This window comes from Streptosporangium amethystogenes subsp. fukuiense, from assembly GCF_042665875.1.
Classification (GTDB): domain Bacteria; phylum Actinomycetota; class Actinomycetes; order Streptosporangiales; family Streptosporangiaceae; genus Streptosporangium; species Streptosporangium fukuiense.
In genome coordinates, this window is the sequence record NZ_JBHTEE010000001.1 from 2068502 (window position 1) to 2083353 (window position 14852).

Annotated in this window: 16 protein-coding genes; 7 read left to right on the forward strand and 9 right to left on the reverse strand. The window is 68.7% G+C overall.

What is annotated here, in order from left to right; all coding sequences use genetic code 11:
- Positions 1-35: 35 nt before the first annotated feature.
- From ACFQVD_RS08840 to ACFQVD_RS08850, 3 genes are all read left to right on the forward strand, one after another.
- Entirely contained in the window at positions 36-983 is a 948-nt protein-coding gene (locus tag ACFQVD_RS08840; protein ID WP_343971174.1) for a helix-turn-helix transcriptional regulator, read from the forward strand.
- A 609-nt stretch (positions 984-1592) separates the two neighbouring features.
- Positions 1593-2438 (forward strand): hypothetical protein, encoded by an 846-nt coding sequence (locus ACFQVD_RS08845; protein ID WP_343971171.1) that lies wholly within the window; start codon positions 1593-1595, stop codon positions 2436-2438.
- A gap of 101 nt (positions 2439-2539) precedes the next feature.
- On the forward strand, positions 2540-2728 hold the full coding sequence (locus ACFQVD_RS08850) for a hypothetical protein (RefSeq protein WP_343971168.1): 189 nt from the start codon (positions 2540-2542) through the stop codon (positions 2726-2728).
- A gap of 28 nt (positions 2729-2756) precedes the next feature.
- Here the strand turns inward: ACFQVD_RS08850 and ACFQVD_RS08855 are convergent, their stop codons facing one another.
- The 7 genes from ACFQVD_RS08855 to ACFQVD_RS08885 form a co-directional block, all read right to left on the reverse strand.
- Positions 2757-2978 carry a hypothetical protein gene (locus ACFQVD_RS08855; RefSeq protein WP_343971165.1) on the reverse strand — a complete coding sequence of 74 codons (222 nt, stop codon included), beginning with the start codon at positions 2976-2978 and terminating at the stop codon, positions 2757-2759.
- Positions 2979-3383: 405 nt separating this feature from the next.
- Complete coding sequence (locus ACFQVD_RS08860) at positions 3384-3680, reverse strand: hypothetical protein (RefSeq protein WP_343971162.1); 297 nt, start codon at positions 3678-3680, stop codon at positions 3384-3386.
- A 93-nt stretch (positions 3681-3773) separates the two neighbouring features.
- Positions 3774-4715: a tyrosine-type recombinase/integrase gene (locus ACFQVD_RS08865; protein WP_343971159.1), complete on the reverse strand. Its 942-nt coding sequence runs from the start codon at positions 4713-4715 to the stop codon at positions 3774-3776.
- Between the two features lie 396 nt (positions 4716-5111).
- A complete protein-coding gene (locus tag ACFQVD_RS08870) occupies positions 5112-5513 on the reverse strand; it encodes a VOC family protein (protein ID WP_343971156.1) in 402 nt (133 codons plus the stop codon).
- Positions 5503-7059 carry an FAD-dependent monooxygenase gene (locus ACFQVD_RS08875; RefSeq protein WP_343971152.1) on the reverse strand — a complete coding sequence of 519 codons (1557 nt, stop codon included), beginning with the start codon at positions 7057-7059 and terminating at the stop codon, positions 5503-5505. Before ACFQVD_RS08875 ends, ACFQVD_RS08870 begins: the two co-directional genes overlap by 11 nt.
- Complete coding sequence (locus ACFQVD_RS08880; RefSeq protein ID WP_343971149.1) at positions 7056-8348, reverse strand: erythromycin esterase family protein; 1293 nt, start codon at positions 8346-8348, stop codon at positions 7056-7058. Before ACFQVD_RS08880 ends, ACFQVD_RS08875 begins: the two co-directional genes overlap by 4 nt.
- Positions 8349-8391: 43 nt before the next feature.
- Positions 8392-9036 (reverse strand): CatB-related O-acetyltransferase, encoded by a 645-nt coding sequence (locus tag ACFQVD_RS08885; protein ID WP_343971379.1) that lies wholly within the window; start codon positions 9034-9036, stop codon positions 8392-8394.
- 172 nt (positions 9037-9208) lie between these two features.
- On the opposite strand from ACFQVD_RS08885, the gene ACFQVD_RS08890 reads away from it, so the two are divergent.
- The 4 genes from ACFQVD_RS08890 to ACFQVD_RS08905 all read left to right on the forward strand — a co-directional run bounded on the left by ACFQVD_RS08890 (position 9209) and on the right by ACFQVD_RS08905 (position 11645).
- Positions 9209-9787, forward strand: a complete 579-nt coding sequence (locus ACFQVD_RS08890; RefSeq protein ID WP_343971146.1) for a TetR/AcrR family transcriptional regulator — start codon at positions 9209-9211, stop codon at positions 9785-9787.
- A gap of 85 nt (positions 9788-9872) precedes the next feature.
- On the forward strand, positions 9873-10517 hold the full coding sequence (locus ACFQVD_RS08895) for a TetR/AcrR family transcriptional regulator (protein WP_343971143.1): 645 nt from the start codon (positions 9873-9875) through the stop codon (positions 10515-10517).
- Between the two features lie 59 nt (positions 10518-10576).
- Positions 10577-10708, forward strand: coding sequence for a hypothetical protein (locus ACFQVD_RS08900; protein WP_343971140.1), 132 nt, complete (start codon positions 10577-10579; stop codon positions 10706-10708).
- A gap of 154 nt (positions 10709-10862) precedes the next feature.
- Entirely contained in the window at positions 10863-11645 is a 783-nt protein-coding gene (locus tag ACFQVD_RS08905; protein ID WP_343971137.1) for a class I SAM-dependent methyltransferase, read from the forward strand.
- A gap of 60 nt (positions 11646-11705) precedes the next feature.
- On the opposite strand, the gene ACFQVD_RS08910 is transcribed toward ACFQVD_RS08905, so the two are convergent.
- Positions 11706-14231, reverse strand: a complete 2526-nt coding sequence (locus ACFQVD_RS08910; protein WP_343971134.1) for a Tn3 family transposase — start codon at positions 14229-14231, stop codon at positions 11706-11708.
- A complete protein-coding gene (locus ACFQVD_RS08915) occupies positions 14156-14695 on the reverse strand; it encodes a DUF4158 domain-containing protein (RefSeq protein ID WP_343971130.1) in 540 nt (179 codons plus the stop codon). The genes ACFQVD_RS08910 and ACFQVD_RS08915 overlap by 76 nt, the downstream gene beginning before the upstream one ends.
- Positions 14696-14852: the final 157 nt, after the last annotated feature.

A 14852-nucleotide genomic window follows, 5' to 3' on the forward strand; every position in this document is an offset into this window, starting at 1 on the left:
ATCTCATGACCGGTTTGTGTGGGAGCTTTGTGGGCGTGCGAACCGACCGGCTGGTGGCCGTCCTCCTCATGCTGCAACGGCGCGAGCAGGTGACAGCGGCAGAGGTCGCCCGGGAGCTGGAGGTCTCCGAGCGCACCGCCCGCCGCGACCTCGACGCCCTGGCCATGGCCGGGGTGCCTGTGTACTCCACGCAAGGACGGGGCGGCGGCTGGCGCCTGGTGGGCGGCGCCCGTACCGACCTGTCCGGGTTGACCGCGGGTGAGGCCCGCGCCCTGTTCCTGGTCGCCGGCCCGGCCTCGGCCGCGACCCCGGCCGTGAAAGCAGCCCTGCGCAAACTCGTCCAAGCCCTGCCGGAACCCTTCCGCGCCCAAGCCGAAGCAGCAGCATCATCCTTGGTCATGGACCCGCGACGATGGGGGTCGAGCCGGGTCGAGCACCGACCGCCTCGCTTCCTCGACGACCTCCAGGACGCGGTGATCCGCGGCGTCCAGGTGCGGCTCGGCTATGTCGATAGCAAAGGCGCCGAAACCGAGAGGACCGTCCACCCGCTGGGCATCGTCGCCAAAGGCCCGGCGTGGTATCTCGTCTCCCACACCGAGACCGGCCGACGGACCTTCCGGATCGACCGCGTGACATCCGCCGACCCGACCGGCGATCCCGTGCGCCGGCCCGAGGACTTCGACCTCGCCGAGAGCTGGCGCGAGATCGCCGACGAGATCGACCGCAAACGAACACCTCTGGAGGTCCAGGCCGTCTGCGCGCCCCACGCCATAGGCATTCTCCGGATCGGGTTCGGCGACCGACTCGAAGTCGGAGGCACCACGACCGACGGACGCATCGACGTCGTGATCCGCGGCCACGACGACTACACCCTCGCCGGCGAACTCGCCGGGCTGGTCGAATGGCTCGAAGTGACCGGCCCCCCGGGTGTGCGAGACCACCTGGCCTCGATCGGCAACGCGCTCGTCGAGCGATACAGCTGACGCCGGCACGGGCGCTCAGCCCACGTGCTGAGCATGCTCGACGAGCATGATTCGATCGCGGGAAGGTACTGCCGATCGCCTTTCCGTCATCTTCCTGCGATGCCTACGGTTCAGCGAAGCGCAGGTACGCCGACGCGACCTGCAGCTGTCGCACTTCTCGGACCGTGCACCAGCGGAGATCTTCACGCTTCTTGAAGCGGACAAGACGGAGTTTCGAGAGCTGAGGTGCCCAGCAGATTCCGGACAGTCAGTTGCATGAGCTGATACAAGCGCCGGGTCCGGCCAGTCCACCGCGATGGGCACTAAGGCGGGCGCCAGGGTGGGGCCGGTCCCGCCGCGTGGGTCCTGCGGGCCGGTCCGCCAGGCGGCCGGAGCATCCCGGTGGCCGTCGTCGAGGCCACCACCGACCTGGCGCCCCGCGGCGGTGCCCTGGGCGCGGTGACCCGGCAGACTCCCGACCGCCACCGTCCCGCCGTCACTCAAGATCAACTATTTGGCGGCCGGTGTCACGGTTCTTACCAACACCTCTGGTGGCGCCGACCCGAGTGGAGGGCCTTGTCCCCCTGCCGGTGGATGCCGACAAACGTCCCGCACGAGAGCCTGGGGCGCATGAACGATGATCTCTACTCGGATCACCACTGGCGTTCTCTGTTTGAGACCGTCTACACCCACGAAGGTGGGGGGAGGTGGCTGGTCGACGAGCTGTTGCGGTGGCTGCGGAAGCACCCGGCACACGTGGCGGAGGTGCGGGAGGCGGGTCGGCCCGAAAGTCACCTGATCGCTCTGGGCAAGCCGCCCCCAAAGGGGTACAGCCCGCTGCAGCGGCTGTATGCCGTGAGCCGCATCCTCGATCTGCTCATCATGAACTACCAGGAGACCTCCCCTGACGATGCCCGGCCGATCCCGGACGCGCTTTTCCCCGCAACCGAGGTCTATCCCGTCTTCTGCGATGCGCTGGGCGCGACCCGGATCACCCGACGGGGGTTTCACCCGTTCTTCCACGAGATCGTCGAGGTGCGGCAGGCCGACGACCTCGACGAGCCGCCCTCGATCGTCGAGGAGCGCTGGCCCGGATACCTGATCGGGTCCATGCTGCTGATGCGGGCCGGAGTCGTCGTCACCGCCGGGGCGAGACATCTGGTCGCGGGGGTCGCCGACCGCTCCACCCTGTACTGGACCTACCGGCGCCGGTCACGGCCGTACTGCGACCTCTCGCACGACTGGGGGAGCAACTCGCAGTGGGCGACCGACTTTCGCCGCGACTACCTGGTCGACGGCCGGTTGCACTACAACGTGGAGGCGGCTCTGAGGCCGGAGGACCACAGGCTGGAGGAGGATCTCGACCCGGCGTCGATGATCGAGATCGTCCGGCACCGCTGCAGCACCGTTATCGATCACGGCAGGGACCTGTACCCCTATCACCACCACCATGTCGAAACCGCCCCCGCAGACTGACTCAATACGGGCATACAACAGCGTTCCTACCGGCACCCTGAGTACGGCGCTCGGCCTACCGTACGGCCGTCGACATCGCTGAGCACGCCTCCTGGGCCGAGGTGGCGTGGGAGGCGACCAACCCCTACGTCGTCACTGAGCAGGAGATGGGGCGAGCCTCCCGCATCGTGCTGGCCCACGACCTGGCCCGAGGAAAGGTACGCCGGGTCACCCGCTGGGAGTGGCTGACCGGCATCACCGGCGCCGAACGCGAGGAGCTACGCCGCCAGCTCGACAACGACGAGTTCTGACCACGACCCGCGCCCGCGGCCGGCACCGTCACATCGCGTCGAGGCGGGCCAGTAGCGCGGCCGCAGCCGCCGCCCGGGCGGCCGCTTTACTGGCCCCGCTCCCCTGGCCGCGGACCGGCGTGCCGGTGGCGAGCAGGTGGGTGGCGGCGGCCGCGGTGAAGTCCGGCGCGTGCGAGGGGCCGATCGAGTTCACCGTCCAGGCGACCGCCTCGATACGACCCCGCTGGGTCTGCTCGTTCAGCATGCTCACCGGATGACGCTCGTCCGGATCCGTTCCGCTCGACGGTCCCGATGACCTTGTCGCCGTCGTCTTCGCCGTCACCGGCCTTCGAGGAGGCTGAGTGCAGAAATTAGCGGTAGAGGGCCCTCCACTCGGGTCCGCGCGACCAGCCCCAAAGTAGCTCTCTGTAATCGTCGTTACATTCTGTTAGCGGCTGGCCAGTCGTGTTCGGAAGAGTGCCCAGGCTGTCCTTTCCGTTGGAAGTGGTGGAGTTCCGATCGGGCAGGCCCCGCCGATCGCAGCAGAGCTGCACCAGTCGGTGTGTTCCCGGGCATCTTCGTTCTCTGCGATTTCCCAGGTCAGATGCATGCAGGCGTGCGTGTATCTGTCACACGGGTAGTGCTGGTGACGGCTTCGCGTAGCGGCTTTGCCGCTTCAGGCAGCGCGCTGGCGGGCGCGCCAGGCCGCCGTACGGCATCGCGGCCGGTCATAGACAGTGTCACGGCGGACGTCCACGCCGGGGACGAACCATGCGCCACAGACCGGGCAGTGCCGCCCGATCTCGTCCTGCAGGCCACGCGCTGCGGCGATCCCCACCGCGACGGCCTTCTTCCAATACAGGCGGCCTCGGCGGGCCTTCGCCCGGCACGCCACGCCGCAGTAGCGCGCGTCGGCCCTGGCCGTGGCGCGCAACGGCCGCCAGCACTGCCGACACCGGCGAGACTTCGCCATACATCAACCGTACGCCCCAAAAATGCCCCCACCTTCAGTTGGCTTGTCGTTAAGGAAGCTGTCACCAAGTACACGCGGGCGCGTTGAGCCTGATCAGTGGGTACGGCGGCGGGGCGCCAGGACCTCGGTGACCTTGGCGATGGCCTCAGGTCCGGGTTTGACGTAGCGCATGGCGGTGCGGGGGTTCTTGTGCCGGGTCTTGCCCATGATGAGCTGGAGCGGGATCTCGGCCTCGCCGAGGTGGGTGGCGGCGCTGTGGCGCAGCTGGTGCAGGTCGAGTCCGGCGTGTTTGTCGAGCAGGACGCGGGCGCGGTCGTAGCCGAGCCGGGCGCGGCCGGTGTGCGGGCAGATGTCGGCGGCGGCCGGGCGACGGGCCGGGACTGGGCGCCGTTCGGATAGGAACATCGGCCCGCGGGTGCGTGCGCTGCCGTCGGGGAGGCGGAGCAGGCGGGGCAGCAGATGGGCGGTGCCCGTCTCCCAGTACACCCACTCCACGGCGCCGCCCTTGGACCGGACGGGAGCGCGGCGGTGCTCCAGGTCGAGGTCCTCGACGTTCAGCGCCAAGATCTCGGCGGCCCGGGCCGCGGTCTCGTACAGCATCCGCCACAGCGCCCGCTCCCGCAGCGGGATGTCGCGGCGCGACAGCAGCCGGTGGATCGTGGTCTTGGCCACGGCGCGGGTCTCGTCGGCGCTCTCCTTGCGGCGTTCGGCCTCGGCCGGGGCCGATGGGGCGGCCCAGTGCTTCTTGGTCTGGCACCAGGCGAGCCAGGAGGTGATGGCGGCGCGGTTGCGGTTCCAGGTCGCCGGCGCGCTTGCACCCCACAGTTCGGCGAGCGCGGTGCCGATCTCGATGTCGGCGATCTCGGCGAGCGGACGGTCACGGCCGAGCAGTGCGATGGTGCGGTCGATGGCCGAGGCGTAGGCGCGGTGGGTGTTGGGGTTGGCCGTGCGCGCCGTGGCGAGGAATGCGTCAGCGGCCGCAGCGAGCGTGACGTGCCCGCCGCGCAGAGCGGAGACTTTCGGTGCCGTGCTCATGCCGGCCGCCGGGCGATGCTCGCTGAGCCGGCGTGGGTGATGTACCGGATAACGTGCCGGAGTCGCGCACCATCCCGGCGAGGGGTTCTCCTGGTCGCCGCATCGCCGTGATCGCTCATGTACGTGATAATAGGCGATTATCACGTACATGAGGTGGTTGGCGAACCGTGGGGTCGCCGCGACGATCATCAGCGCGCCTGCGTAGGTTTCCTCTCCGTTCCGCTGTTGCCAGAAGGTTCCCGGTTTTGTCCTGCTTGGAGGTCAAGCGGGGCAGCGTTGAAAATCTATGGCCGTCAACCTCGATGGTGACCGGGTCGGAGTGGGCGGCGAGACTGTCGTACGAGCCGAGGCCTGTACACCGACCCACCCGACGAAGATGCGGCAGGAACAGGGAAGCTAACTGTGGTCCGTCACCGCCAGGGTGCGCAGGACGCAGAACTCGTTGCCCTCGGGGTCGGCCATGACCACCCAGCTTCGGTCTGGGCCTTGGGCCACATTTGTCTTGACGGCGCCGAAGCCGAGCAGTCTGGTCACCTCGTCGTCGGTGCCGGCGTCGATCGGGCTGACGTCGAGGTGGAGCCGGTTTTTCACGGTCTTGCCCTCGGGCACCTGGATGAACAGCAGGGTGGGGGGCATCTGGTGGGCCAGCACCTGCTCGACGGTCGGCTTCCAGGAGCCGATCTCGACCTTGCCTTCGTTGCGGTCGATCACGGTGAAGTCCAGGACCTCGCACCAGAAGGCCGCGAGTCGCTCCGGATCGTGGCAGTCGATGATCAACTCGGTGAGTCTACTTGTCATGTCTCTCTCCGATGTTTGAAGGCGTTCCGAACCATGCGGAGAGCGCCTCACGCAGCGAGGGCGTGGCGGTGCCGTCGGGTTCGTCGATGGGTGCGGCCCAGGCGATGTGGGCGTCCGGGCGGATCAGCAGGGCGTCGGCGGGTCGCTCGTCGGTCTTGGCGGTGCGGATGTCCACGCGGTCTCGCCAGTCCTGGGCGATCTCGCGGAGGTCGGGGCGGCTGGCGAGGTCGAGGAGGATGGGCCGGGCGGGGTGCAGGAGTTCGGCGACGCTGGTCACGCCCTGGTCGGTGTGCAGGGTGAGGTCGGGCGCGAAGGTGCCGGTCAGGGGGTGGGGGTTGGTGCCGGGCATCGGGTAGCGGATGTCGGTGCCGGCGACCATGGCTCCCATGCGGCGCAAGGGCTGCTCGTCGGTGACCAACTCCTGGAACATCTCACGCAACGCTTCGGCGGCCGCGTCGTGCCCGCGTCGCAGGGCCACTTGGGCGCGGGTGTGCAGCATGGTGCGGACGCCGGCAAGATGGCGTTCGGTGTGGTAGGTGTCCAGCAGACCGGCGGGCGCCTGGCCGTGCAGGTCGGCGGCCAGTTTCCAGGCCAGGTTGACCGCGTCGAGCAGGCCGGCGTTGAGCGCCACGCCGGTGGCGGGGAACAGGTGGGCGGCGTCGCCGGCCAGCAGGATGCGGCCCTTGCGGTAGTGCTCGGCCTGGTGGGCCTTGAAGGTGAAGCGCGACAGCCGGGTCGATCCGGCCAGGGGCAGGTGCGCGCCGAGCACGCGGTGGATGCTGTCCTGCAGTTCGGTCAGGGTCATCGGGACGTCGTCGTCGTACTCGGTGCTCTCGTCCTCGATGGTGTAGAGGGAGACGCTCGTGGCGCCGGGCGAGGAGCCGATGCCGAGTAGGCCGTGGTCGGTGCGGGTGAACCCGGCGCGGATGGTGCCGAAGCCGGGGACGTCGAGGTCGCCGTTGCCGAGCACGGTCACCGTGTCGGGCAGGGTGACCTGGGCCAGCCGGTTGACCTCCGGGTAGGTGATGCCGGGGAAGCCGATGCCGGCCAGGTCACGCACCCGACTGCGCGCGCCGTCGCACCCTACGAGGTAGCGGGCGCTCAGCTGGTACGGTCCGTCCGGGCACAGCACGTCCACCCGCACCCCGGCGTCGTCCTGGCTGATCCCGGTCACCTCGTGCCCGCGGCGGATCTCGGCGTCGAGTTCGCCGGCGCGGTCGTCGAGCAGTTGCTCCAGTTGTTGTTGCGGGAGCGGCAGGGCGTGCAGCGGCGGGTCGGTCAGCTGGGTGAGGTCCAGGTGCACGCCGCCGAACGGGAAGCGGGGCGGCGGGACGGGGCCGGTGCAGGCCGCTTCGAAGCGTTCCAGCAGGCCGCGGAAGCGCAGTAGTTGCAGGATCTGCCCGCCGAGGCCGCCGGCCTTGGGGACGTCGCGGCGGTGCGGCTTGCGCTCCAGCACCAGCGGCCGTACGCCGGCCAGGCGCAGCTCGGCGGCCAGCATGAGGCCGGTGGGACCGGCTCCTACGATGATCACATCGGTGTCGGTCACGGGGCTTTTCCTTCTTCGAGGGTGCGGGCCACGGTGGAGGCCGGGGTGTGCAGGATGCCGTCGAAGGCGTCCAGGACGGGGGTGTGCAGGAAGGTGCTCTGCAGCCGGATGCGGTCGGGGCCGGTGGCGGCGAGCTGTGTGCGGGCCGGGCGAAGGCCGGCGATGCTGAGCCCGAGGCCGGCTCCGGCGAAGGCGGCTTCGACGCTGCCCGGCTCCGGCGGCTGTAGCGCGGTGTCCTCGATGCGGAAACCGAAGCGCGCTTGCTCGTCGCGGATCATTTCTCCGGTGTGGCCGCCGGTGCTGGTCAGGCCGAGGGCGAAGTAGGCGTCGCCGAGCGCGTTGTGCAGGTGCTGCCCCATGGGGAAGCCGGTGAGCTGCCCGTTGAAGGAGATGGGTGCCTTCTGGATGTGGGCGTTGTGGGCGGCCAGCACGATCCGGGTGCCGGGCTCGCAGCGCTCCAGGTGCCACAGGAGCGACCCAGCCATGTAGACGTCGCGGGCCGAGGTGTCGGCGGTCAGCCCGGTTCCAGCGAACAGGCCGGCCATGGCGCGGAAGCCGTAGTCGGCCTGGCAGGCGCCTTCGAGGCGGCGCAGGGCGATGTCGTAGGCGTGCCGGTCGCCGCGGGAGACGTACAGCGGCGCGACGGCGCGGAAGCGGATGAGCAGGCGGGTCAGGGCGGCGGTGAGGGCGTCCTGGTCGGCGGCGGGCAGGCGGGCCCACGCGGGCGCGGCCGAGGCGGCGGAGGTTCCGGCGAACGATTCGGCGATCCGCGTCGCCGTCTGGACGGCCGGGAGGGCTTCGGGGTCGATCTGGCGCAGGTAGTCGGCGACCGGGGTCAGGGCGGGGAGCAGGGATCCACCGGCCGCCGGGATGTCGATGCCGGCGAACCGCACCGGCCGCGGGGCCTTGGCGTTGTGCCGGCGGATCCAGCGCAGCGGGTCGCCGACGCCCACGGGGACCGCCTCGGCGAGGTGGGCCGTCAGGTCGTCGTCCGTGCCCTGGCCCTGGGCCCAGGCGTCGAGGGGGAAGCCTTCGCTGAAGCCGTACTCGAAGGCCAGGACGGTGAAGCCGCAGCGTTCGACCAGGAAGCGCAGCAGGCGCCGGCGCAGGCGGATGAACTCGTCGATGAAGTGGGAGTGCTCGCCGATCGCGACGACGCGCGCGTCGCCGATGAGGTCGCGTAGCGGCTCCAGATCGTCGAGCGGCGCCTCGGGGTCAAGGTGGGTGAGCGGGGCGGCGTGGCGGGCCAGCCAGCCGGCGAACGGGTCGGGGTGGGGAGAAGCGGGCATGCTGATGGCTCGATTCTGGTGCTGGACGGTCAGCGGAGGGGGCTCAGGCGTGCGCGGCCGCGACCTGCTCCAGGTCGCAGATGCTGCCCGACATGATGGTGCGGACGTGCTCGGTGATGAGCTGGAGCGGCCAGTCCCACCAGGCCACGGCCAGCAGCCGATCGACGTCGGCGTCGCTGTGGCGGCGGCGAATGAGCTTGGCCGGGTTGCCGCCGGCGATGCCGTAGTCGGGCACGTCGTCCACGACGACGGCGCCGGAGGCGATGATCGCGCCGTGGCCGATGCGGACGCCGGGCATCACCATGGCCCGGTAGCCGAACCACACGTCGTTACCAACCACGGTGTCGCCTCGCCCGGGCAGGCCGGTGATGAGGTCGAAGTGCTCGGCCCAGGATCCGCCCATGATCGGGAAAGGGAAGGTCGAGGGGCCGTCCATGCGGTGGTTGGCGCCGTTCATGATGAACCGCACCCCCTCGCCCAGCGCGCAGAACCTGCCGATGATCAGCTTCTCCGGCCCGTAGTGGTAGAGCACGTTACGGGTCTCGAAGGCGGTCGGATCATCGGGGTCGTCGTAGTAGGAGAACTCGCCGACCTCGATCAGCGGCGAGGTGACCAGCGGCTTGAGCAGCACCAAGCGGGGCTGCCCGGGCATGGGATGCACCACGGTCGGGTCGGCGGGAACATGCATCACGCAAGAATCTTCTTTCCGTGAGGGTGGCGATGGTGAGGTGAAGAACCGTGAGGACGGTGGGTGACCTGGTCGTTCTTATCCGTACGGAACGTTCCGTACCGATAGGATGATGCCCAAGGCGGCCGCCTGCTGTCAAGTACGGAACGTTCCGTACGGATAGAGTGTCGGCATGACCGACACGCCCCACCGCCGCGGCGCCGACCGGACCGAGGCCATCATGCGGACCACGCTGGAACTCGGCCAGGAGATCGGCTACGCCAAACTGAGCATCGAGGCGGTCGCCGCCCGAGCGGGCGCCAGCAAGCAGACCATCTACCGCCGATGGGCATCCAAGGCGGCCCTACTGCTCGACTCCCTGTTGTCGCCGAACGAGCCCGGCCTGGACTACCCCGACACCGGCGACATCATGGCCGACCTGCGTGCCCAGATCCACTCGGCCGTCGATCTGCTGGCCGAGCCACCCTTCGGCCCCTTGTTCAGAGCCCTGATCGGCGAGGCGCAGCACGATCCCCAGATCGCCGCCGCGCTCAACGAGCGCTTCATCGCCCCACAGGCCGACAAGACCGTCGCCCGCCTGCGGACGGCCCGCGAGCAGGGACAGCTGTCGCCCGACTTCGACCTCGACCTGGCGATGGCGATCCTGTCCGGCCCGCTGTACTTCCAGCTCCTGATCACTCAGGAGCCACTGACCCATGCGTATGTCGACCAGATCCTCGACGCTCTCTTCGCCGGGATGGGCCCCCGCTGACGCATATGACGTCCGATGTTGTTGATGATGTACGTTCCGGTTCCAGTTTGGATTAATGCGACATTCTATACATTAAGATAGTGCCATGACGCAGTCCACCGAGCAACCCGAGGTCCGGGCGGAGCCCCGCCGCCGCCCGGGCGGCCGTACCGAGCGCACCCGCGCTCAGGTACTCGACGCGGTCGGCGCCGAACTGGCCGAACGCGGCTACGACGCGCTCACCCTGGACGCCGTCGCGGCCCGCGCGGGCGTGCACCGCGCGACCGTGTACCGGCGCTGGCGGGACGTCGGCGGCCTGCTCGCCGACCTCTTCGCGGCCACCGCGGACGACGACTGGCAGCCCGAGGACACCGGCTCCCTGGAGGGCGACCTCGCGGCGCTCAACCGGGAGAACCTGGTGGCACTGACCGTCCAGCCGTCGATCGCCGCGGCCCTGCTCGCCGCCTCCTTCCGCTCCGAGGAGGCCGCGCGCGGCCTGCGGCGGCTGTGGGCGGACCGCTACGCCCGCTGCGAGGTCATCGTCGCGCGCGCCATACGACGCGGCGAACTGCCGCCGGCCACCGACGCGCGGCGACTGCTCGTCACCGCCACCGCACCGCTCTACCACGAGGTGATGCTGCTGGGCACACCGCCCGACCCGGACCTGCCGGGCCAGGCGGCCAAGGCCACGGCCCTCGCCGCCAAGGCGGGCGCCTTCACCTGCCCCACACCCGCAAACGACCCCTCTTAGGCGCCTGCCCGATATGCCCCTACCAGAACAGGTCCGTCACCGACGAGAACATGCTGTCCATGGCCCTGCATCTGCGCGACCAGGACCTCAGTCTGCGCGACATCGCCGCCCGGCTCGTCATCACCAGCGGCGCGAAAGAGGGGCTGTCACCCCTCGGCCGCGACCGTCCTGCACATGCTCCGCGAACATGACGAAGCCGCCGCAGGACTGGCCTCAGCCACGGGCTGACCCGCGACGACGCACGACTGACCGTCAGCAGAAAGGCATTCTGACCTCACGCGAGCCGGGCGTTTGTTGTGTCCCCGGGCTTGCAGAGCTTCGGCTGCGCTCGTCTAAAGTCCTTGTGTGGCGGACTTGTTCGGCAGCGCTGCACCGTATTACGCGCGATACCGCCCGATGTATGGGGAAGCGGCAGTCGAGCACCTGGCCAGAGCGCTCGGCGCGGACACCCGGGTGCTGGATCTGGGCTGCGGTCCGGGAACGATCGCGATCCCACTCGCCAGTCAGGTGAAGACGGTGCTCGCCGTGGATCCGGCAGAAGAGATGCTGGTCGAGGGGCGGCGACTGGCCGCCGACATCATCAACATCATATGGATTCAGGGCGACTCGACCACGCTGCACGCGTTGCCGCCGTTCGACCACGTGGTTATGGGCAGATCATTTCATTGGATGGACCGCAGAGTGGTGCTGGCGGAACTGGATGAGCTACTGCCGTCTGGCGGCGCTGTGGCTCTGATCGGACCAGCAAGGTTGTCGGCAGGGCCATGGCAGCCGTGCGCGCAGCCGTGGCAGTCGGTCGAGCGGCGTGTATGTGCTGACTTCGACCTCGAGATAGATGCAGCGGCCAACTGTTTTCACGCCACGGACGAACATCACCACGACGTCCTCGCCGCATCGCCGTTCAGCGACCTGGAATCCCGTACGTTCACGAGGCCGCTGGCGTGGGACGTCGAGGGGCTAGTCGGGCTACAGCTCTCCTACTCTTACAGCTCACCCGCCGTACTCGGCGATCGGCTGAACGCCTTCGTTGAGGCGCTGAGTAAAGCGCTGCTCGCCGACAATCCGACGGGTCAGTGGGAGCAACAACTGATGACCGAGATGCTGATTGCCAGGCGGAGGCGGCGCTGAGTCTGGCCCAAGACCACGCCGTCTATGCCGAACCCAACATCTGGGTCCGTCATCTGCTGGTCACAGTGGCGGACCCAGCGGCACGCCGTCCAGCTCCAGGTGGCGGCTCATATCGAGCTCGAAGCGCCCGTACAGGTTCAGGTGGGACCAGAACAGAGCCGTCAGCCCGCGCCGGTCGGCTGGGCTCAGCCGTTTTCGCCAGGCCGGATCCCGCAGCACGATCTGGATCAGATGCGTGTTCAGGTAGGTGATGGCCGCGGCGATGAGGTGCAGCGCCAGCGCGGAGACCTCGACGTTCTCCCGGTCGTCGCCGGTCAGGTCGCCGGCCTTGCCGTAGAACAGGTCCTTGCTGGCGGAATTGAAGTTCTCCACCAGGTTCAGGCCCTCGTTGATCTCCCGCCTCAGTTCCTCGTCCGCAAGGTAGTCGCAGATGAAGATTGTCCTGATGACGCGGCCGAGCTCTTCGATCGCCTGGTAGGTGGGATGCTTGGGGCCGCCGCGGGTGAAGCGGCGCAGCATCTGGTGCGACTCGGCAGTGCGCAACCGCAGCGCGGTCGCGTACTTGATCATCTGGTCGTAGTGGCGGGCGATCACATCCCAATCGATGGTCTTGTTCGACAGCACCGCCTCCAGGCGCGGCCACGCCTCGTCCTCGCCGGTCCCCGGCCGGTACAGCCGCGCCGACCCGATGTTCTTCAGCCGCGGCAGCAGCTTGAAGCCCAGCACTTCGGAGAAGGCGAACCCAACGATCGAGGCGCCGTGGGTATCGGTGTACTGGCGATCGATCTCCGCATCGGTCAGGTGCCGCAGCAGGCCCTCGATCATCGAGGCCACCTCGGAGGCGGTCGTGGACGTCACCTGGCTGTAGATGCACACCGACCGCCGTTCGACGTGCCAGTAGACCATGATCCCCGGCCCGTGGTAGCGCTCATGCCATTCGGTCATGAAATTCGCCGACCAGGATCCGAACTTGCGCGAGTCGGACGCGCACGAGGTGCCCTCGCCCCACAGCACCGTGTCGCGCGCCTTCAGGGTGGCGTTGACGATGAGGCGGATCGCCTCGCGCAGGTTGTCGCGGTTGATGAACAACCGGCGGGTGCGCCGCAGCGTCGCCTCGTTGTCGAGCTGTCCGGGCGGCAGCGCGGCCGCGGCCACGCCGTCGGCCACCCGCTTGATCCCGACGTTCGTGCCCAGCCCGTACAGGCAGAGCAACAGCCGTCTTTGCAGGACCGCCTCATCGATGACGGTACGCGAGGCCACCGAGGTGAAAGCGTCGGTGTAGTCGGTGACGTGGGCCACTTCCTTGAGCACGTCCAGCAGGTCGATCACGCCCCACCGGCGGGAGATCTCCGCCTTCAGCGCCTTCAGACCCGTCGGCTCCTCCTGCTTGCCCAGCGGCGGGACGCTGATCCACGGCTCGCCCTTCTTCCGCGTGATCTTCACGCCGCCGGTGGTGCCCTTGCGCATCGCCGCCTCCAGCCGATCGAGCGCGGCGGTGTGGCGGCGCTGCAGATCGGCGATGAACGCCGCCGGGTCACGGGGCTTCTTCAAGGCCTCGTAGTGCACGTCCCGGTTGTCGTCGAAGTCGGCCGGCAGGTCCGCCTCAGGGTTGCGCCAGATCTTGCCGCCCTCGACCCAGATCTCCCGCCGGCGGATCGCCTTGCGCAGCGCCACCAGCACGCACAGCTCGTACGGGATGCGCTCGATTCGGCCGCGTTCATCGGCCACCGCCTCCCGCCAGTCCTCGGGCACCACGTGCTCGATCGGCACCGTCTCGGTGGCGTCGTAGAAGACGGCCTCGGAGTCGGCGTAGCGGTCCACCAGCTTCAGCGCGTCCATCACTGGCTGGAAGGCGGTGTTGTTGCAGTGGAAGTCCAGCGCGCGCAGCAGCTTGGGCAGGCCGCGACGGTAGTGGCGTGAGTAGGAGCCGCGCAGCTTGGTCCGCACCCGGGTACGGAGCTCCTTCTCATTCGCCTTGGCCTCGGCGATGATGTCGGCCAGCGTGGCCGTGCCCACCACCGGGTAGATCGCCTTGCGGACGAGTTCCTCGGGCAGGTCCAGGGCCGCCTGGGCGAGCCGGGCCAAGATGCCGTGCTTGCCCTGCACCCGCCGGAACTCACTGCTCAGCTCGTGTTCGACCTTCTTCTCGGCCCGCACGCTGATCTTGTGCACGAGCTGGATCAGCAGCTCCACCAGGCCGTCGATCATCTCCGCCTTGCGCACCCAGCACAGCGCCGTCAGCAAGGTCAGCCGGATCGGCTCCGGCGCGGCGGCGAAGTCGGACGGGTACATGCGCATCGCCCGTGCCCGCCACGCCTCCACGACCTTTTCTGAGGTCCCCTCGAACAGGTCCTCCGGTAACCCGATGGCCTTGACCCGCTGCAGCTTGACGATCTCCGTCAGCAGCGTCTCCAACTGCAGCGGTCCCGGGTCCTCCTTCAGCTCCTGCAGGAAGCTGCGCACTTCGGTCGGCCCGGCCTCGCCCTCCGGGGCAGGGTCGGGGACCGCGATCAGATCCTCCAGCGCGACGACAGCCGAGACAGACAGCCGCTGCGCCGTGGTGGTGGTGAACTCCCGCTCGAACATCGCCTCGGCCGCGCTGGCCAGCCGTTCGATCTGCTTGGGCGTGGGCGGCTCGTCCGCTCCTCCCGGCAGCGGGCCAGCAGCGCGGCACGCAGCCGCTCCCGCGACGTCTCCACTGGGCAGATCTCGTCGGCCAGCCAGAAGATCAGCTTGTCCTCGTCGGCGACCGTCGGCTGCCGAAAGCCGTGAAAGCGGCGGATCTGCGCCCGGTGATATTCGATCGTGCTGCCCGACCAGCGGTACTCGGCGAAGAGAGCCGCATCCACCTTCACTTGGCCGGCCATGTAGTTGACCGCGGCCTTCGGCACGTCCTCCCGGCGCGGAAATCGGCCCTCCAGCTCGAAGAACTTCAGCATCAGCGCGAACCCGAGACGGGTGGCACCGCTCTTGTTCGCCAGTAACTCGACCTCGGCCTCATCCAGTGTCCAGCACTCGATGAGGTCCTCCAGCTCCCACTCTCTGCGCATCGGCAGGGACCCTTTCTCCCCCGATCGCTATAGATGCGCAAAGCACCCTGCTCTGCACAGATGTCGCTACGGTCCAGTACCGCCCATCCGTGACCACTACGTGCTGCTTCTGAGACATTACAGAGAGCTACTTTGGGGCTGGTCGCGCGGACCCGAG